Source organism: Tersicoccus sp. Bi-70, from assembly GCF_001968825.1.
Classification (GTDB): domain Bacteria; phylum Actinomycetota; class Actinomycetes; order Actinomycetales; family Micrococcaceae; genus Tersicoccus.
In genome coordinates, this window is record NZ_MIEU01000016.1 from 23280 (window position 1) to 41790 (window position 18511).

Here is an 18511-nt window from a genome sequence, read left to right on the forward strand (position 1 = left end):
CGTCGCGGTGGTCGCCGGTGAGGTGGCCGGGGTGCCGGCGAGCTCGGCGGACAGACCGGTCTCTCGCCGGTCCCCACCCGTCGCTGGGGTCGATGACGTGGTCACGGCTTCTCCTTCGCGGTCGGGGTGGTGGTGGTGGTGGTCGTGGTGCCCCGCTCGTCCGCCGTCACCAGCGTGCCGATGCCCTCGTCGGTAAAGATCTCGAGCAGCATGCTGTGCGGGTTGCGCCCGTCCACGACGTGCGCGGCCGGGACCCCGCCGTCGACGGCGGCCAGGGCGGCGGCCATCTTCGGGATCATGCCGGACTGCAGACCCGGCAGCATGGCGCGCAGGCGGTCGGCGGAGAGCCGGGAGATCAGCGAGGACCGGTCCGGCCAGTCCGCGTAGAGGCCCTCGACGTCGGTGAGCATGACGAGCTTCTGGGCGCCGAGCGCGACCGCGACGGCGGCCGCGGCGGTGTCGGCGTTGACGTTGAGCACCTGCCCGGTGGGGACACCGCCGGCGTCCACCTCGGGCGCCACCGAGGAGATGACGGGGATCCGGCCGGCGGCCAGCAGGCTCTCGATGTTGGCCGGGTGGACGGTGGTGACCTCCCCGACGAGGCCGAGGTCGACCTCCTCGCCGTCGACGACGGTGCCGGTGCGCGTCGCGGTGAGCGTGCCGGCGTCCTCCCCGGACATGCCGACCGCATACGGCCCGTGCTGGTTGATCAGCCCGACCAGTTCGCGGCCGACCTGCCCCGTGAGCACCATCCGGACGACGTCCATGGTCTCCTCGGTGGTCACCCGCAGGCCGCCCCGGAACTCGGACTCGATGCCGAGGGCGGAGAGCATGGCGTTGATCTGGGGGCCGCCGCCGTGGACGACGACGGGGTGCAGGCCGACGTGCGCCAGGAAGACGACATCGGCCGCGAACGCGCGTCGCAGCTCGTCGTCGACCATGGCGTTGCCGCCGTACTTGAGCACCACGCGCGCCCCGGCGAACCGCTGGATCCAGGGCAGCGCCTCGATCAGAGTCGCCGCCTTCGCGGCGGCGGTGTCGGGAGTGTCTGCGGTGTCAATCGGGTCCGTCACGGCGTCCTCAGCTGGAGTAGGCACTGTTCTCGTGCACGTAGTCGTGGGTGAGGTCGTTCGTCAGGATCGTCGCCGTCGCCGTGCCGGCGCCGAGGTCGATCTCGACGTCGACGTGCCGGCCGGACAGGTCGACGGCCTCCCGGGGCTCGCCGATCCCGCAGTTGCGGCACACCGCCACGCCGTTGATCGTGACGTTCAGGTCGCCCGGTTCGAAGGCGGCGCTCGTCGTGCCGACCGCGGAGAGCACCCGGCCCCAGTTGGGGTCCTGCCCGAAGATCGCGGTCTTGAACAGGTTGGAGCGGGCGACGGCGCGGCTGACCTCGACGGCGTCGTCCTCGGTGGCCGCGTTCACCGTCCGGACGGCGATCTCGTGGCTGGCCCCCTCGGCGTCGGCGATCAGGGCGCGGGCCAGGGTGTCGCACACCCCGGTCAGGGCGGCGGTGAACGCCGCGGCGTCGGGCGTGGTGCCGCTGGCCCCGGACGCGAGCAGGGTGACGGTGTCGTTGGTCGACATGCAGCCGTCCGAGTCGGCGCGGTCGAAGGTGACGCGGGTGGCGGACCGCAGCGCGGCGTCGAGGGCGTCCGCGGGCAGGTCGGCGTCGGTCGTCAGGACGACGAGCATGGTGGCCAGTCCGGGCGCGAGCATGCCGGCGCCCTTGGCCATCCCGCCGATCGACCAGCCGTCCTCGCTGAGGTGGGTGGCCTGCTTGGCCACGGTGTCCGTCGTCATGATCGCCTCGGCCGCCGCGGGACCGCCGTCCTCGGCCAGCGCCGCCACGGCGGTGGTGATGCCCGCGCCGAGCTGCGGCATCGGCAGCTGCTCCCCGATCAGGCCGGTGGAGCAGACGAGCACGTCGCCGGCGCCGATGCCCAGCGCGGTCGCGACCTGCTCGGCGCTGGTGTGGGTGTTGGCGAACCCCTCGGGCCCGGTGCACGCGTTGGCGCCGCCCGAGTTCAGCAGCACGGCGTCCGCCCGGCCGTCGGTGATCACCTGGCGGGACCACAGCACCGGTGCGGCGGCCACCCGGTTGGCGGTGAACACGGCCGCGGCCGCGTGGCTCGGGCCGTCGTTGACGACGAGCGCGACGTCGGGCTTGCCGGAGGCCTTCAGCCCGGCGGTGACGCCCGCGGCACGGAAGCCGGCCGGGGTGGTGACGCCGAGGGCATCCTCCGGCGTGCCGGTGCTGACGCTGGTCACGGGGCGACTCCCTGCAGGTCGAGGCCCAGGGTCTCGGGGAGGCCGAGGGCGAGATTCATGGACTGGATGGCGCCGCCGGCGGTGCCCTTGGTGAGGTTGTCGATCGCGCAGCAGACGACGACGCGACCGGCGTGCGGATCGACGGCGAGCTGGAGGACGGCGTGGTTGGAACCGAGCACCGATCCGGTGGTCGGCCACTGGCCCTCGGGCAGCAGGTGCACGAACGGCTCGTCGGCGTAGAAGGCGTCCCAGGTCTCGCGCACGGTGGCGGCGTCGACGCCGGCGGCGAGCCGGGCGGTCGCGGTGGCGAGGATGCCCCGCGGCATCGGCGCGAGCGTCGGGGTGAAGGACACCTGCACGGGCGAGCCGGCGGCCCGGGAGAGCCCCTGCTCGATCTCGGGCGTGTGCCGGTGACCGCCGCCGACGCCGTAGGGGCTCATCGAGCCCATCACCTCGGCGCCGATCAGGTGCGGCTTGGAGGACCGGCCGGCCCCCGACGTGCCGGACGCGGCGACGATGACGACGTCGTCGGGCTCGAGCAGGCCGGCGTCGAATCCGGGCACGAGCGCCAGTAGCGACGACGTCGGGTAGCAGCCGGGCACGGCGATCCGCTTCGTGCCGCGCAGCTGGTCGCGGGCGCCGGGCAGCTCGGGCAGCCCGTAGGGCCAGCTGCCGGCGTGCTCGCTGCCGTAGAACCGTTCCCACGCGGCGGCGTCGGTGAGCCGGTGATCGGCCCCCGCGTCGATGATCAGGGTCTCGGCGGGCAGCTGCGCGGCGACGGGCGCGCTGGCCCCGTGCGGCAGGGCGAGGACGACGACGTCGTGCCCGGTCAGGTTCTCGACCGTCGTCTCCTCGACGATGCGGTCGGCGAGGCCGTGCAGGTGGGGTGCGATCGAACCGAGGCGGACGCCGGCGCTGCTGTGCGCGGTGACCGCACCGATGCGAGCCTCGGGATGGCCCGCGAGCAGACGAAGGACCTCGCCACCGGCATAACCGGTGGCACCCGAGACGGCGACCGAGAAGCTCATGTCCCCACCATACAGGAAAGTTATGCAGTGGTCAGGATAGTTATGCAACAGTGGGCCGAGGCCGGGCAATGACGTCCGGCCCCGGTCGCGGCCTCAGGAGCCGGCGGCGTCGAGGGCCTGCTGGTGCTCGGAGTAGAACTCGGCCTCGGCGGGCTCGGGCCGGTCCTGGCCGTTGAGCAGCCGGTGCCACACCGGGTAATAGGCCGGCAGCTGGGACGCGGCGGTGATCCGGTCGCGGGCGTCGTCGGGCAGGGTCAGCTCCGCGGCCTCGACATCCTCGACCAGGTGCTCGTGGCGACGCGCCGCGATCACGGTGCCATTGACGCCCGGCCGCGTGAGGATCCAGGCGATGACGACCTGCGGGATGGACCAACCCAGTCCCTGCGCGATCTCGTCGAACAGGTCGATCAGGTCGTACGCGCGCTCCTGGTCGACGACGTGCGGCTCCGGCCAGTCGGTACCCTGCCGGGTGTCCGGCGAGGTCTGCCGGCCGCGCCTCACCTGACCACTGAGCAGCCCCTCCCCCAGCGGGCTCCAGCCGAAGGTCGCCAGCCCGAGATCCCGGGCCGCCGGAATGATCTCGTACTCGACCTCCCGCGCCTCGGGCGTGTAGTAGGTCTGGTGCGAGATCGGGCCCTCGAGCCCGGCGAGCTGGGCCTCGTACACCGTCTTGGCCAGCTGCCAGCCGTTGTAGTTGGAGACGCCCCAGTAGCGGATCTTGCCGACCCGGATCAGCTCGTTCGCCGTCGCGATCGTCTCGATGATCGGGGTCTGCCCGTCCCACTGGTGCAGATAGAGCAGGTCGAGGTGGTCGGTCTTCAGCCGCGTCAGGCTGTCCTCGACCGCACGCGTGAGGTGGTAGCGGCCGGCCCCGGAGTCGTTCGGCCCGTCCCCGGTCGCGGTGCGCGCCTTGGAGGTGAGGACGAACGCGTCGCGGCGCGCGCCGAGCACCTCCCCGAGCACCCGCTCGGCGTCCCCGCCCGAGTAGATGTTGGCGGTGTCGAGGAAGTTCACCCCGTGGTCCAGCGCGGTGTCGAGCTGCCGTTCGGCGTCCTTGCCGTCGATCCCGTCGATCTTCTCCATGCCGCCGCCCGAACCGAACGGGATGGTGCCCAGGGCCAGCCGGGAGACGTACAGGCCGGAACTGCCCAGTCGCGTGTACTCCATGTCGCACTCCTCATCATCAGGTGCCTCATGATCGCTCCTCCCCCATGCTGCCGCGCCGCGCACCCCGTCGTAAAGCCGGCACCGTCCCCCCACCGGCGTGTGCCTACGATGGCGTGAACCCTGTCCCCGTCACCGAGGAGCACCCGTGAGCGACCAACAGACCGCCAGCACCGCCATCCCCGAGACCGCCACCGCCATCGTCGCCGAGCAGGCCGGTGGACCCGAGGTGCTGACCACCGCGTCCATCGCCGTCCCGCAACCCGGGCCCGGTCAGGCGCTCGTGCGGATCGCCGCGACCGGTGTCAACTTCATCGAGACCTACCAGCGGTCCGGCATCTACGACGTGGGGTTCCCCTTCACGCCGGGCGCGGAATTCGCCGGCACGGTCGTCGCCGTCGGCGACGGGGTGACCGACGTGGCCGTCGGCGACCGGGTCGCCACCGCCCACGGGGCGCGGGGCTACGCGCAGTACGCGGCCGTCGACACCGACGCGCTGGTCCCGGTGCCGGACGGCATCGACGACGAGACGGCCGCGGCCCTGCCGCTGCAGGGCATGACCGCCCACCTGCTCACGCACGCCACGAAGGACGTCCAGCCCGGGGAGACCGCGCTGGTGCACGCCGGCGCCGGAGGGGTCGGCCTGCTGCTCATCCAGCTGCTCAAGGCCGCGGGGGCGACGGTCTACACCACGGTCTCCACGGACGAGAAGGCGGAGCTCGCTGCCGGTGCCGGCGCCGACGAGGTGCTGCGCTACGCCGGGTTCCGGGACCGGGTGCGCGAGCTGACCGACGGCCGGGGCGTGGACGTCGTCTACGACGGGGTCGGCAAGGACACCTTCGACGACTCGCTGGCCAGCCTGCGGGTGCGCGGCCTGATGGTGCTCTTCGGGGCGGCATCCGGGCCGGTGCCGCCGGTCGACCCGCAGCGGCTCAACACCGGCGGGTCCCTCTACCTGACCCGGCCGACGATGATGCACTACACGACGACGGCCGAGGACCGCCGCGCCCGGATGGCGGACCTGTTCGCCCTGGTCGAGGAGGGCAAGCTCGACGTACGGGTCGGCGCCCGCTACCCGCTGGCCGAGGCCGGCCAGGCGCACACGGACCTGCAGGCACGTCGCACGACCGGCAAGGTGCTGCTGGTCCCCTGAGCCGGCGTCCGGCCGGGGCGGCGCGTCGGGCTGTGGCCGTCGGCGCTGGCTCGGCTCAGGCCCAGCGGGCGTCGTCGGCGGCCGCGGCGAGCGGGCGCGCGCCGGAGAGGTACTCGCGCATGATCTCGGCGGGCACCGGCCGACTGAAGTAGTACCCCTGGGCGTACTCGCAGTTCAGGCTGCGCAGCACGTCCGCCTGGCCGCGCTCCTCCACGCCCTCCGCCACCGCCCCCATGCCGGCGGTGTGGATCAGGTCGAGGATCGCGCCGACGAACTGGCGCTGCTTGCCCTGGACGAGCAGACCGCTCGTGAGCGACTGGTCGATCTTGGCGTTCTCCGCCGGGAGGGACTGCAGGTAGCTGATGGACGAGTATCCGGTGCCGAAGTCGTCGATCTCCAGGGGGATGCCGATGTCGCGCAGGGCCGCCATGTTGCGGTCGACGACGTCGCCGCGGGTGACGAGCAGCGACTCGGTGATCTCGAGCGTCAGCCGCCGGCCCGCCACGCCCTCGTCCCGCAGGAGTCCGGTCGCGTACTCGGCGAGGTCGCCGTGCCGCAGTTCCGACGGGGAGATGTTCACGTGCACCCGGAAGCAGTCCGACAGGGTCAGTTCGCGCGTCCACCGGCCGATCTGCCCGATCACGCTGCTGAGCATCCACCGGCCGATCTCGACCATGAGGCCGCCCTCCTCGGCGGCATCGAGGAACGCGGCGGGCAACAGCAGCCCGCGCTCCGGGTGGCGCCAGCGCACGAGGGCCTCGGCGCCCGCCACGGAGTCCGTGCGCAGATCGACGATGGGCTGGTAGAAGGCCTCGAGCTGGTCCGTCTCGAGGGCGCGGCGCAGCTCGGAGATCAGCTGGACCCGGTCACGGGCATCCTGGTGCATCGCCGGAGTGAAGATCGACACCCGGCCCTTGCCGTCGGTCTTGGCCTGGTTCATCGCGGTGTCCGCGTCCCGCAGCAGGTCCTCGACCGGGGTGCCGTGCTCGCCGGCACGCACGCCGGCGGTCGCGTCCACGCCCACGTTCAGCGGACCGATCATGACCCGTTCACCGAGCACGTCCAGGGCCCGGTGGGCCACGGCGAGGGCGGCCTCGACACCGCCGGTCGGAACGAGGATCGCGAACTCGTCGCCACCGAGACGCGCGACGAGCTGATCGGGGCGCACGATGCCGCGCAGGCGGCTCGCGACGTGCAGCAGCACCGCGTCACCGACCGAGTGGCCGAGGCTGTCGTTGATCAGGCGGAAGTCGTCGAGGTCGAGCACGACGAGGGCGGTGCCGCCGTCACCGCGATCGGGCGAGTGCAGCGCCTCGCCCGCACGCTCGAGCAGCAGCCGTCGGCTGGCGAGTCCGGTCAGGTCGTCGGTGTCGACCAGGCGCTGCAGTTCCATGCGAGCACGCTGCAGTTCGATGGTGCGCTCCGCGACGCGGCTCTCCATGTCGGAGTAGAGGGATTCGATCTCCTCCGCGAGCAGGTTGATGCCCGCGGTCAGGGCGTCGATCTCGTCACGGGCCTCGGAGATGGGCAGACGCGCGGCGAAGTCGCCGGCCGAGATCCGCACGATCCCCTCGACCAGTTCGTCCAGTCTGCCGTTGCCCTCGTCCTCGGCCCGTCGGTCGTCGGCCACGGTCAGCGCCCCTCGTCGGCGGTCACCTGGAGCAGCCAGGCGCGCGCCTGGTCCTCCGACCGGAAATACTGGATGGGGCACGGCACGTTCGTGACGCTGATGACGAAGTTCGCGAGCACGCGTTCCACGGAGGAACCCCCCAGCACCGCCAGGGCGGCGGCCGCGCTCGGCTGCGTGAGGACGCGACGCACGTCACGGTCCACCGAGATCATGCCGGTGATGTCGACGAGGACGGCGATGCGCCGTCCGTCGGCCCACTCGTTGGTCAGGTCCACCGCGTTCTGGGCGCGGACGCCGTCGAGGCGGAGGTGGGGCTCCATCACGAAGTGCAGGATGCCGTCCGCATCGAAGGTCAGGCTGACGATGCCGCTGCCCGGTCCGGGAACCGTCCCTCCAGTTCCACCCGTCATCGTTCACCCCGCTTTCGTCCTGCACGCATGCGCGCATCGGCGCGCGAGTGGCTGAGCCCACTCCCGTGGAGCATATCGTGCCGTGGCCCCCGGTCAGCGTCACCGTACGTCTCGTTCGTGTCACCATTCGTGCCGTCGTCACGACGGCGTTTCGCGCTTGGTGTGTTGCACGTCATCTGACAGAATCTGTGACCGGCCGACAGTAACGGCCATACAATCGAACGGTTCTGGGCGGGCCGCGGTGGAGGTCTCATGCTGAAGTTGGACGTGACGACGATGATGGTCGTTCTGGCCGCCGTGTCGTTCGTGCAGCTGATCATCTTCTACCTCGACTCGTACCGCCGCACCCGGACCGACGTCGCCCGCTGGTGGGCCGCGTCCGTCGCCTGTTTCTCCGGCGCCTCGATCTGCTACACGATCGGCCAGGTCGAGAACATCAGCCCGATCATGTCGGTCGGCAGCGGCATCATGGCGATCGCGGCGGGCTGCATGTGGGTCGGTGCGCGTCGGATGCGCGGGCGTCCCGCCGTCATCTGGCCACTCCTCCTCCTGGGCGCGGCGACCACGACGGTCTCGATGGCCGGCCGCAGCGTCGGCGACACGGCCCCGGGCCAGGCCGCGTGGTTGGTCGCCATGGGGATCGGGATCGGCGCGGCCGCCGTCGAGCTGCGCATCCGGCACTCCTCGCAGTGGCGGGACGTGCGCTCCTTCGCGATCATGGCGACGGTCGCCGCCGTCTACTTCCTCGCCCGCGCCGCCGGCGTGCTCCTGATGGGCCCCACCAATCCGGTCTTCCTCTCCCTGTTCGGCACCGGCGTCACGTTCCTCGTCGCGATCCTGCTGCTGGTGTCCGCGACCTCGACGATGACGGCGCTGAACAACGCGCAGCGCACGGCGCAACTGCGCGAGCAGGCGACGCTGGACGGCCTGACCGGGCTGCTGAACCGGGTGCGGTTCCTCGAGGAGGCCGAGTCGCTGCTGCGCCGCTCCCGGGACAATTCCACGGTGTGCTCCGTCGTGATGGCGGACCTGGACCGCTTCAAGGCCATCAACGACGAGTTCGGTCACATCACCGGCGACGCCGTGCTGCAGGCCTTCGGCGACGCCTGCCGGATGACGGTCCGCACCTCCGACCTCGTGGGCCGGTACGGGGGCGAGGAGTTCATCATGCTGCTGCCGTCCTCGACGGCGCCGGAGGCGGTGCGCGTGGCCGATCGCATCAACGTCGTACTCGCCGAGACCGGCCCCCTGCGCGGTACCGGCCGGATGGCGACCGCCAGCTTCGGCATCGCGGACACCTCCACCGGCTTCTCGTCCCTCACCGAACTCATCGCTCGCGCGGATCGCGCCCTGTACGCGGCCAAGAACCAGGGCCGCAACCGGACGATGATCGGTGACGGCCAGGCCGCCTGACGGCCGACCACGTCCACCGACGGACAACCACAGACGAACGAAGACCCCGGTCTCCCGGGGTCTTCGTCGTTCCTGGTGACGACGGCGGCGTCGACGGCGGCGCCGCCGGAGGACCGATCAGCGCTGGGCGGCGCCGTACCGTTCCGCCGCGACGGCGACAGCCGCCGCGCGGGCCGCGGAGGCCTCGTCCGCGGTCAGCGTCCGGTCCGGGGCACGGAACCGCAGCGTGAACGCCAGCGACTTCCGGCCCTCCCCCAGCGCCTCTCCCGTGTAGACGTCGAACAGGTCGATCGACTCGAGCAGCTCCCCGGCACCCTCGATCAGGGCCTCCCGCAGCTGACCTGCGGTGACCGCGTCCGGCACGACGAGCGCGACGTCCTGGGTGGCCATCGGGTAGGTGGACAGCTCACCGGCCGTGACGATCTCCGGCGCGGCGGCGTACAGCGCGTCCAGGTCCAGTTCGGCGGCGACCGTGCGGGCCGGCAGGTCGGCGGCGGCGAGCAGCTGCGGGTGCAGTTCGCCCGCCCAGCCGACCGGGGTGCCGTCGGGCAGGCTCAGCGCGGCCGTCCGGCCCGGGTGGAACGCCTGGTGTCGGCCGGCGGCCACGGTCAGCTCGACGCCGAGCACCTGGGCGGCGAGCAGCGCCGCGTCGAGCGCGTCGGCCCAGTCGAGCAGGCGCGCGTTCTTGCCGGTCCCCGGCTCGTGGCCGGTGAGCACGACGCCGAGGTGCGCCGGCTGGGCGGGCAGGCCCGCCTGCAGGTCGGCGAGCACCGCCGGCTCCGGCAGCACGCCGATCGGCGGCACACTCGCGGACCCGTGCTGCCCCTCGGGCAGAAACACGGTGCCCGTCTCGAACAGAGCGAGGTCGCGGAAACCGCGGGAGACGTTGCGCCGGGCCGTGTCGAGCAGGCCGGGCAGCATCGAGGTGCGCAGCCACGCCTGCTCGGCGCTGATCGGGTTGGCCAGCTTGACGGTCGGGCGCGCCTGCCCGGCGACGGGCACGCCGAACGTGGCGTTGGCGTGCTCGGTGACGAACGGGTAGGCCAGCACCTCGGTCAGCCCGGCGGCGGCGAGGGAGGTCGCCAGCCGGCGTCGCTGCTGCTGCACCCGGGTGAAGCCGCGGCCCGGCGGGGCGACGGGCAGCCGCGAGGGGATGTTGTCGTACCCGTCGAGCCGCGCCACCTCCTCCGCGAGATCGGCCGGGATGGCCAGGTCGGGACGCCAGGTCGGCGGCAGGACGCGCCAGCCGGCCACGCCGTGGGCGTCGTCCTCGGTCACGATGGCGCCGAGCTCGGTGAGCCGGCCGGTGACGGTCGCATCGTCGTAGGCACGGCCGATCAGCCGGTCGATGAAGCCGCGCGGCAGGAAGATCTCCGTCGCCTCGACCGGGATCCGCTCGTCGGTCAGCTCGCTCGTGTCGGTGCCGCCGGCGAGGTCGACCAGCAGGTCGACGACGCGCTGGGCGGCCGCCGCGGCGACCTCGGGGTCGACACCGCGCTCGAACCGCTTGGCCGCCTCGGAGGGCAGCTTGTGCCGGCGCCGGGTGCGGGCGATGCTCACCGGGTCGAACGTCGCCGACTCGATCAGCACGTCGACCGTGGTGCCGGAGCACTCCGTGGACGCGCCGCCCATCACGCCGGCCAGGCCGATGGGCCCGGACTCGTCGGTGATGAGCAGGTCCTCGGGGTCCAGCGCGCGCTGCCTGTCGTCCAGGGTGCGCAGGGTCTCCCCCGCCCGCGCGCGGCGCACGGTGATGTCACCGGTCAGGGTCGCGGCGTCGTACGTGTGGATCGGCTGGCCGAGCTCGAACATCACGTAGTTGGCGATGTCGACGGTCAGCGAGATGGAGCGCACGCCGCACAGTCGCAGCCGGGAGGCCATCCACGGCGGGGTGGGCCGCGTCGGGTCGATGCCGGTGACCCGGCGGGTGAGGAACCGGCGGGCACCGGGCCTGCCGTGGATCGGCGCGTCGTCGGCCAGGTGCACGCCGATGCCGCCACCCACCCGCGTCGGCGGGACCGGCAGGGTCGCCGGGTCGGTGAAGGCGGTGCCGGTGGCGTGCGCGTACTCCCGGGCGACGCCGCGGATGGAGAAGCAGTAGCCGCGGTCCGGGGTCACGTTGATCTCGGCGGCCTCGTCGGTGACGCCGAGCAGCGTCAGGGCGTCGGTGCCCACCTCGGGGTCCAGGCCGATCGAGGAGAGCACGAGGATGCCGTCGTGATCCTCGCCGATGCCGAGCTCACGCACCGAGGCGATCATGCCGTCGGAGACGTGCCCGTAGGTCTTGCGGGCGGCGATCCGGAAGTCCCCGGGCAGCACCGCACCGGGCAGCGTGACGACGACCTTGTCGCCGGGCACGAAGTTGTGGGCGCCGCACACGATGCCGCGCACGTCCGCACCGCCGTCGGCGGCCTGCTGCCCCTCGGGGGCGACCCGCACCTGGCACCAGTTGATGGTCTTGCCGTTGGTCTGCGGTTCCTTCTCGGCGGTGAGCACCTGGCCGACGACGACGGGGCCGCTCAGCTCGTCGGAGGGGCGGTGGACGTCCTCCTCCTCGAGCCCGACGGTGACGAGGTCCGCCATCACGTCCTCGGCGGTGGCCCCGGCGGGGACGGCGGCGTACTCACGCAGCCATGACAGGGGAATGCGCATCAGATCTCCATCCCGAAGTGCTCGCTGAACCGGACGTCGCCCTCGATCATGTCGTGCATGTCGGGCACCTGGTTGCGGAACATCAGTGCCCGCTCGATGCCCATGCCGAAGGCGAAGCCGGAGTACTCCTCCGGGTCGATCCCCGCCGCGCGCAGCACGTTGGGGTTGACGACGCCGCAGCCGCCCCACTCGATCCAGCGGGGGCCGCCCTTGGCCCCGGGGTGCCAGACGTCCATCTCGGCGCTGGGCTCGGTGAAGGGGAAGAACGCCGGGCGCAGCCGGATCCGCGCCTCGGCGCCGAACATCTGCCGGGCGAAGTGCTCGAGGGTGCCCTTGAGGTCCGCCATGGACAGGCCCTTGTCGATGGCCAGGCCCTCGAACTGGTGGAAGACCGGGGTGTGCGTGGCGTCGAGCTCGTCCGTGCGGTACACGCGGCCCGGGCACAGCACGTAGAGCGGCAGGTCCCGCTCGAGCATGGAGCGGACCTGCACCGGGGACGTGTGGGTGCGCAGCACGAGGTTGGCCTCGGGCGGGTCGACGAAGAAGGTGTCCTGCATCTCGCGGGCCGGGTGGTCCGGCGCGAAGTTCAGGGCGTCGAAGTTGAACCAGGCCGACTCGACCTCGGGGCCCTCCGCGATCTCCCAGCCCATGCCGACGAAGATGTCGCACACCTGGTCGATCTGCGTGGAGATGGGGTGACGGCCGCCGGCGCTGCGCCGGCGCGGGGCGGCGGTGACGTCCACGGCCTCCTCGACGAGGATTCGCTCCTCCCGCTCGGCCTCCAGCACGGTGGTCCGCGCGGCGATGGCCTGGGACACCCGGCCGCGCGCGGGGCCGATGATCTTGCCCGCGGCGGCCTTGTCGGCCTTCGGCAGGGACCCGATGCTCCGGTTGGCGAGCGCCAGCGGGGACCGCTCCCCCGTGTGGGCGATACGGACCGCCTTGAGGGCGTCCAGATCCGCGGCACCGGCGACGGCGGTGAGCGCGGCCTCGACGACGGCGTCGACCGCGTCCGGATCCGTGGGATCGGGAGCGGCGATGGCGGGAGCGTCGGGGACGGCGGACTCGGCGTCGTCGTCCCTCGCGGTCGTCTCAGGCATGGTCCAGTGTCCTCGCGCGTCCTCGGCAGTGGTGGTCAACGGTGATGCTCGGCCGGGCTCGCGGCTCGCGGCACGGCGGTGCTCTTCGGCCTCCGGACGCGGTGGGCGTGCCGTCGGTTCCGGCACCCGTCACACCGCGATGAAGGCCCTGATCAGTCTAGGCCAGCGTTGCCGGACCCCCGGGACCGTGATCTCACCGGGCCGGTTCCGAGCCGGTTCCGAACCGATTCCGGATCTAGGATGACCGGCATGACGCAGGGCGGCGCGAGGGACCTGACGCGCGGGCAACGGATCCGGCGGAGCGTGAACTGGGTGAACCTGTCGACGCCGCTCGGCCTCGGCATCGCCGCGCTCACCGGCACCCCGGTCCGCCGTGGGCCGCACGGCCTGTACGTCGGCACCGGCTACCGGCCGCGCCTGCCGGTCGCGAGCGCCTTCACGGTCGGCAACGTCGTGCTCGTGCGCGGTCACGCACCGGAGGGGCAGCCGATCGGTGCGGCACTCTCGCCCGACCTCGTGGCCCACGAGGCCGCGCACGCGACCCAGTACGCGGCGTTGCTCGGGCTGCCGTTCCTGCCGGCATACGGTGTCGCGGCGGTCTGGTCGCTGCTGCGTACCGGGGACCCCGCGTCGCGCAACGTGTTCGAACGCCGCGCGGGCCTGCGGATCGGCGGCTACCGCGAGCGACCGGTCCGCCCGCTGCGAGGACGGCGTCGTCCCGGTCGGTGAATCGGCCTCACCGCGCCGACGCCGCATTCCGGACGTCTCCTCGCGACGCGCACCGACCAGGGGCCCTGCGCCGGCCGCCCGTGGCACCCTGAGCACATGACGGCTCCCGCGCGTGTCCCGACCGCCCCCGCCTCCCCGCGCCGCCTGCCCACCGGATCCGCACGCCGGATGATCCACGCGGTGCTGGCCCTGCTCGCCTTCGCTCTCGTCGCCGGGCCCGTCGCGCCGGGCGTGCCGTCCGCTCGGGCCCTGGCCTCGGGCGACGTCGTCGTCGAGGACACCGCCGGGGTGCTCTACCGGCCGCAGCTGACCCGGGAGCTGCAGGACATCGACTTCTACCAGCCCACCCGCGTGGCGATCTACACCGTGCGCGGACGCCGGAGCGACAACATCAACGAGCAGGTGCTCGCGTTTGCCCGGAAGAAGCACCCGGAGTGGCTCAGCGCCGACCGGCAGAAGTGGGCCGACGGCCTGTTCATCCTCGCCGTGGACCCGCAGGGCCGTCACGTCGGCACCTACAGCGGCGAGGACCGCAAACTGTCGCTCGACGACTACGGCACCGTGCAGGAGGCCACGAAGGACGCCTTCACCGAGGCGAGGTGGACGGACGGGACCGTGGCCGGTGTGAAGAAGGCGGCCGCGCTGATCGAGCGGCCCTGGTACCGCCACCCGGCCGTGTTCGTCTTCGGCACCTTCGGCGTCATCGTCGCCCTCGGCGCCCTCGCCTTCGGGGCCCTGGCGCGGGCGGTGGGCCGGCGCCGGTTCGCGAAGGCCTTCGACGCCGGCAACGCCTCCTACGCCTCCGTGACCCGCGACATCGAGGTCACCGAGCTGCACGCGAACACCATCCCCGCGTCCTCCAGTCACGGCGCGCGCATCCTGCAGCGTTGGAGTGCGTTCCTCACCGACTACCACGACCTCACGACGCTCCGGGCCCGGCTCGACGACCTCTCCCGCCGGGCCCGGGCGAAGAAGGACGCCCTCACCGACGCCCAGGACTTCGAGCGGCGGGCCGTCCGCCTCGACGGGCTCGACGACGCCATCGCGGATGCGAACGCGCTGCTGAACCACGACAGCGGGTGGGAGGAGGCGTGGCGCCGGCAGAGCGGCGAGCTACTGGGCCAGCTCGACGAGGCCAACGCGATGATCGAGAAGCCCGAGACGGCCGGGTCGGAGGAGTCGCGCGGGGCGCTGCGCTCGCTCGACCGCCGGCTGCGCGCCGACGTCGAGACGTGGGGCGCGGGACTGCGGGACGGGTCGCTGACCGGCGAGGCGGCCCTGGACCGGCTGGCGTCCGCGCAACGCGATCTGGGCGAGCGGATGGACCTGCACGCCGACGCCGTGATCAGCGACCGCGCCCGGAGCGAGAAGGAGGCCGGCCTGATGCGGGACGCGCTGGAGAACAGCCGCCGCGGTGCCGGCCGGCAGCGCCGCAGTTCCAGCATCGTCCGGTACACCGACCCGCAGCTGACCACGTTCCCCGTCTGGATGTACGTCGCGGGATTCTCGTCGGGGCAGAGCTCGATCGACCACGCCCGGTCCGGCTCCTCCGGCGGCACCACCGGCTACGGCTCGTCCGGCGGCAGCTTCTCCGGGTCGGGCAGTTCGTCGAGCTTCTGAGGCAGAAACCACCCGCGGGCCCGACGTGTGCGTCAGCTCACGCTGATCGCTCACCTGGTGGCGACCGGCGCGTGGATCGGCGTCGACGTCGCCCTCGTCGTCCTGGCGGTCACGTCGGTGGCGACCGGTGATCGCCGTGATTGCTGGCCATGGTCAAGCCGTGGGGACGCGTCCGGCGCTCCTGACGCGGTGAGCAGGACCGCCGTCCACCGGTGACGACCGGCGCTCCGCCGATCCGACGACGAGTGACGTGCTTGCTGCCCGTTCGAACATGTGTTCGAATGTCGTCATGCGCTGGGAAGGTCAGACGATCGCGGCGGAGACGGCCGCCGCCTCCGTGGAGGTCGACGAGCAGGTCCCCGCCACGGGTCCGGCCCCGGCGCTGCTGCCCCTCGCGGGGCTCCAGCGGTCGGTGCGCACCCCCGAGTTCGCGGGCATCACGTTCCACGAGGTGCACGCGAAGAGCCTGCTGAACCACGTGCCGGCGACGTCGGCGATGCCGTTCGCCTGGACGATCAACCCGTATCGCGGCTGCTCCCACGCCTGCGTGTACTGCTTCGCCCGCAAGACGCACACCTACCTGGATCTGGACGCCGGGCCGGACTTCGACAGCCAGCTCGTCGTCAAGGTCAACGCGGTCGAGGTGCTCCACGCCGAGGTGCGACGCCGCTCGTGGGCGCGCCCGCACGTCGCGCTCGGCACCAACACGGACCCCTACCAGCGGGCCGAGGGCCGGTACCGGCTGATGCCCGGCATCATCGGCGAGCTGGCCGGGTCGGGCACCCCGTTCTCGATCCTGACCAAGGGCACGCTGCTGGCGCGGGACCTGCCGCTGTTGACCGCCGCGGCGAAGGACGTGCCGGTGGGGGTGGGTATCTCCCTGGCGATGGTCGACCCCGCGCTGCAGCGCCGCGTCGAGCCGGGCACGCCGACCCCCGCGGCGCGGCTCGACCTGATCCGCCGGCTGGCGGACGCCGGGCTGCCGTGCGGGGTGATGGCGATGCCGATCCTGCCCTGGCTGACCGACTCGGACGAGGCCCTAGACGGCCTGTTCGGCGCGCTCGCCGCCGCGGGGGCCAGCGGGGTGACGGCCGGGGCTCTGCACCTGCGGCCGGGCGCCCGCGAGTGGTGGTTCACCTGGCTCGCCGCCGAGCACCCGCAGTTGGTCGGCCGGTACCGCCGGCTTTACGGGGGCGGCACGTACGCGACCAAGGAGTACACCACCTGGCTGGCCGGCCGGCTCCGCTACTTCCGGCGCCGGCACGGCCTGGGCTCGTCGGCCCGGTTCTTTCGGGACGAGCCCGAGTCGGCGGCCGTCGGCACTGCCCCCGGCGGCCGCCGACTCCTCGACTACGGCCCCCACGAGCTGGCACGGCGCGAGGCAGCGTCGTCATCCCGGACGGCGGCGTCGTCGGCTCCGGCAGCCGAGCAGCCGGCACTGTTCTAGCACGGCATCCTTCCGAGAGCAGTTCCTCCGAGCGGGAACCGATGACTCCGGGATGCGGCCTGGTTCAGCCGTCGCGGAGGGCGGCGAGCCGCTCCAGGAGTGCTTCGACGATCGGCAGATCGGCCGGGATCCACGGCAGGGCGGTGACGGCGGCCGGGTCGTCCAGGTCCACCCAGCGCAGCTCGTCGTGATCCTGCAGGGCGCGGGGCCGGTCACCGGTCGTGGCGACCCAGACGCGCATCGCGGCCGTGCCGGAGAGCGGCCAGCCCTCCGTCGACGGCCCGGGCAGTTCCTCGTGCAGTTCCGCGGTGATGCCGAGTTCCTCGTCCAGTTCGCGCACGAGCGCGTCCTCGCCGCTCTCCCCCGGTTCGACCTTCCCGCCCGGGAACTCCCACAACCCCGCTAGCGCCGCGGGCGCACTGCGCCGGGCCACCAGCAGGCGGCCCGGACGGCGTGCGTCGTCGACCACCGCCGCCCCGACCACCATCACCCGGTGAGGTCCCTCACGATCAGGGGTCACCGGGCCGGTTTCGGTCATGCCGTCAGTGTAGGGCGGCCTAGAATTCTCATGGTGACCCCGCCAGTTCCGCAGGACGCCGACCAGGCCGCCGCGACCCCCGCTCCCCGCACCGGCTCGCACCCCCGCGTGCCTGCCGTCGACTCCCGGGTGCTGCGCAACGCCATCATCGTCCTGGCCGTCGGTGGTTTCGGCATCGGCGTCACCGAGTTCGCCATGATGGGCCTGCTGCAGAACGTGGCGGACGACATGGCCGTGAGCATCTCCGAGGCCGGCCACGTCATCTCCGCCTACGCGCTCGGCGTCGTCGTCGGCGCCCCGGTGCTCGCGACGCTCGGCACCCGGATCCCCCGCAAGCACCTCGCGGTCCTGCTGATGGTGCTGTTCACCGTCGGCAACCTCAGCGCCTTCTTCGCGCCCTCCTACCCGTGGCTCGTCGTCACCCGGTTCATCGCCGGGCTGCCGCACGGCGCGTACTTCGGGGTCGCCGCGCTCATCGCCGCCTCCCTCGCCCCGGCCACCCGGCGCGCGCACGCGATCGCGATGGTGATGATGGGCCTCTCCGTGGCGAACGTGATCGGCGTGCCGATCGCCACCTGGCTCGGCCAGAGCGTCGGTTGGCGGTGGATGTTCGTGTTCGTCGCGGTCATCGGCGCCCTCGCCGTCGTGCTCATCAGCCGCGTCGTGCCCTTCCTCCCGCCGGACCCGAATGCCAGCCCGCTGCGGGAACTCGGCGCGCTGCGCCGGCCCCAGGTCTGGCTCGCGCTGCTCACCGGCATCGTCGGCTTCGGCGGCTTCTTCGCGATGTACTCCTACATCGGCCCGATCATGACCGGCGTCGCCGGGCTGGACGCCGCGTGGCTGCCCCTCGTCGTCGGGCTCTACGGGCTCGGGATGGTGCTCGGCAACCTGATCGGCGGGCGCCTGGCGGACCGGTCCGTCATCGGCGGCATCGTCATCGGCCTGGTGATCACGTGCGTGCTGCTCGCCGTCTTCGCCGTGGTGGTGCACTGGGCGATCCCGGCCATGCTCATGGTGCTGCTGATCGGCGCGAGCGGCTCGGTCCTCGTGCCGGGGCTGCAGGCACGGCTGATGGACGTCGCCGCGGACGCCCAGACGCTCGCCGCCGCGCTGAACCACTCCGCACTGAACATCGCCAACGCGCTCGGGGCCTTCCTCGGCGGCGTCGTGATCTCCGCGGGCCTCGGGCTCGTGGCACCGATCGTCATGGGGTCGGTGCTGGCCGCCGCGGGTCTGCCCATCGTCGCGCTGAGCGTGATGCGGCAGCGCCGCCGGGGCAGCGCGAGCGCCTGAGGACGGCGAGCCGGGGCGGCGCGCCCCGGCGGGCTTGGGGTCGGCCCCCCGACGGGACTACCG

15 protein-coding genes are annotated in these 18511 nt (G+C 72.7%); 6 read left to right on the plus strand and 9 right to left on the minus strand.

Annotated features, from left to right (window positions below):
* Positions 1–101: 101 nt before the first annotated feature.
* The 4 genes from argB to BGP79_RS12740 form a co-directional block, all read right to left on the minus strand.
* Entirely contained in the window at positions 102–1073 is a 972-nt protein-coding gene (argB, locus tag BGP79_RS12725) for an acetylglutamate kinase (RefSeq protein ID WP_076696134.1), read from the minus strand.
* Positions 1074–1080: 7 nt separating this feature from the next.
* Positions 1081–2271 (minus strand): bifunctional glutamate N-acetyltransferase/amino-acid acetyltransferase ArgJ, encoded by a 1191-nt coding sequence (gene argJ, locus BGP79_RS12730; RefSeq protein WP_076696136.1) that lies wholly within the window; start codon positions 2269–2271, stop codon positions 1081–1083.
* On the minus strand, positions 2268–3299 hold the full coding sequence (gene argC, locus BGP79_RS12735; RefSeq protein WP_076696138.1) for an N-acetyl-gamma-glutamyl-phosphate reductase: 1032 nt from the start codon (positions 3297–3299) through the stop codon (positions 2268–2270). The genes argJ and argC overlap by 4 nt, the downstream gene beginning before the upstream one ends.
* Positions 3300–3392: 93 nt before the next feature.
* A complete protein-coding gene (locus tag BGP79_RS12740; protein WP_076696140.1) occupies positions 3393–4466 on the minus strand; it encodes an aldo/keto reductase in 1074 nt (357 codons plus the stop codon).
* Between the two features lie 145 nt (positions 4467–4611).
* On the opposite strand from BGP79_RS12740, the gene BGP79_RS12745 reads away from it, so the two are divergent.
* A complete protein-coding gene (locus tag BGP79_RS12745; RefSeq protein ID WP_233121507.1) occupies positions 4612–5616 on the plus strand; it encodes a quinone oxidoreductase in 1005 nt (334 codons plus the stop codon).
* Between the two features lie 55 nt (positions 5617–5671).
* On the opposite strand, the gene BGP79_RS12750 is transcribed toward BGP79_RS12745, so the two are convergent.
* Both BGP79_RS12750 and BGP79_RS12755 read right to left on the minus strand, forming a co-directional pair.
* The gene (locus BGP79_RS12750) at positions 5672–7246 is read right to left on the minus strand and encodes a bifunctional diguanylate cyclase/phosphodiesterase (RefSeq protein ID WP_076696142.1); all 1575 of its coding nucleotides are present in this window, start codon (positions 7244–7246) and stop codon (positions 5672–5674) included.
* Positions 7247–7248: 2 nt separating this feature from the next.
* The gene (locus BGP79_RS12755; protein ID WP_076696143.1) at positions 7249–7656 is read right to left on the minus strand and encodes an STAS/SEC14 domain-containing protein; all 408 of its coding nucleotides are present in this window, start codon (positions 7654–7656) and stop codon (positions 7249–7251) included.
* Positions 7657–7908: 252 nt separating this feature from the next.
* Here BGP79_RS12755 and BGP79_RS12760 point away from each other — a divergent pair, with 252 nt between their 5' ends.
* Complete coding sequence (locus tag BGP79_RS12760) at positions 7909–9069, plus strand: GGDEF domain-containing protein (protein ID WP_083701911.1); 1161 nt, start codon at positions 7909–7911, stop codon at positions 9067–9069.
* Positions 9070–9186: 117 nt separating this feature from the next.
* On the opposite strand, the gene pheT is transcribed toward BGP79_RS12760, so the two are convergent.
* Both pheT and pheS read right to left on the minus strand, forming a co-directional pair.
* The gene (gene pheT, locus BGP79_RS12765) at positions 9187–11721 is read right to left on the minus strand and encodes a phenylalanine--tRNA ligase subunit beta (protein ID WP_076696145.1); all 2535 of its coding nucleotides are present in this window, start codon (positions 11719–11721) and stop codon (positions 9187–9189) included.
* The gene (gene pheS, locus BGP79_RS12770; protein WP_083701912.1) at positions 11721–12821 is read right to left on the minus strand and encodes a phenylalanine--tRNA ligase subunit alpha; all 1101 of its coding nucleotides are present in this window, start codon (positions 12819–12821) and stop codon (positions 11721–11723) included. The genes pheT and pheS overlap by 1 nt, the downstream gene beginning before the upstream one ends.
* A 249-nt stretch (positions 12822–13070) precedes the next feature.
* Here pheS and BGP79_RS12775 point away from each other — a divergent pair, with 249 nt between their 5' ends.
* The 3 genes from BGP79_RS12775 to BGP79_RS12790 all read left to right on the plus strand — a co-directional run bounded on the left by BGP79_RS12775 (position 13071) and on the right by BGP79_RS12790 (position 16617).
* Complete coding sequence (locus BGP79_RS12775) at positions 13071–13550, plus strand: hypothetical protein (RefSeq protein WP_233121510.1); 480 nt, start codon at positions 13071–13073, stop codon at positions 13548–13550.
* 96 nt (positions 13551–13646) lie between these two features.
* The gene (locus tag BGP79_RS12780) at positions 13647–15170 is read left to right on the plus strand and encodes a DUF5129 domain-containing protein (protein WP_083701913.1); all 1524 of its coding nucleotides are present in this window, start codon (positions 13647–13649) and stop codon (positions 15168–15170) included.
* Positions 15171–15459: 289 nt separating this feature from the next.
* Positions 15460–16617: an Rv2578c family radical SAM protein gene (locus BGP79_RS12790; RefSeq protein WP_083701914.1), complete on the plus strand. Its 1158-nt coding sequence runs from the start codon at positions 15460–15462 to the stop codon at positions 16615–16617.
* A 64-nt stretch (positions 16618–16681) separates the two neighbouring features.
* Here the strand turns inward: BGP79_RS12790 and BGP79_RS12795 are convergent, their stop codons facing one another.
* Entirely contained in the window at positions 16682–17155 is a 474-nt protein-coding gene (locus BGP79_RS12795; RefSeq protein WP_076696150.1) for a (deoxy)nucleoside triphosphate pyrophosphohydrolase, read from the minus strand.
* A 108-nt stretch (positions 17156–17263) separates the two neighbouring features.
* Between BGP79_RS12795 and BGP79_RS12800 the strand changes: the two genes are divergently transcribed.
* Positions 17264–18448, plus strand: coding sequence for an MFS transporter (locus tag BGP79_RS12800; protein WP_076696929.1), 1185 nt, complete (start codon positions 17264–17266; stop codon positions 18446–18448).
* Positions 18449–18511: the final 63 nt, after the last annotated feature.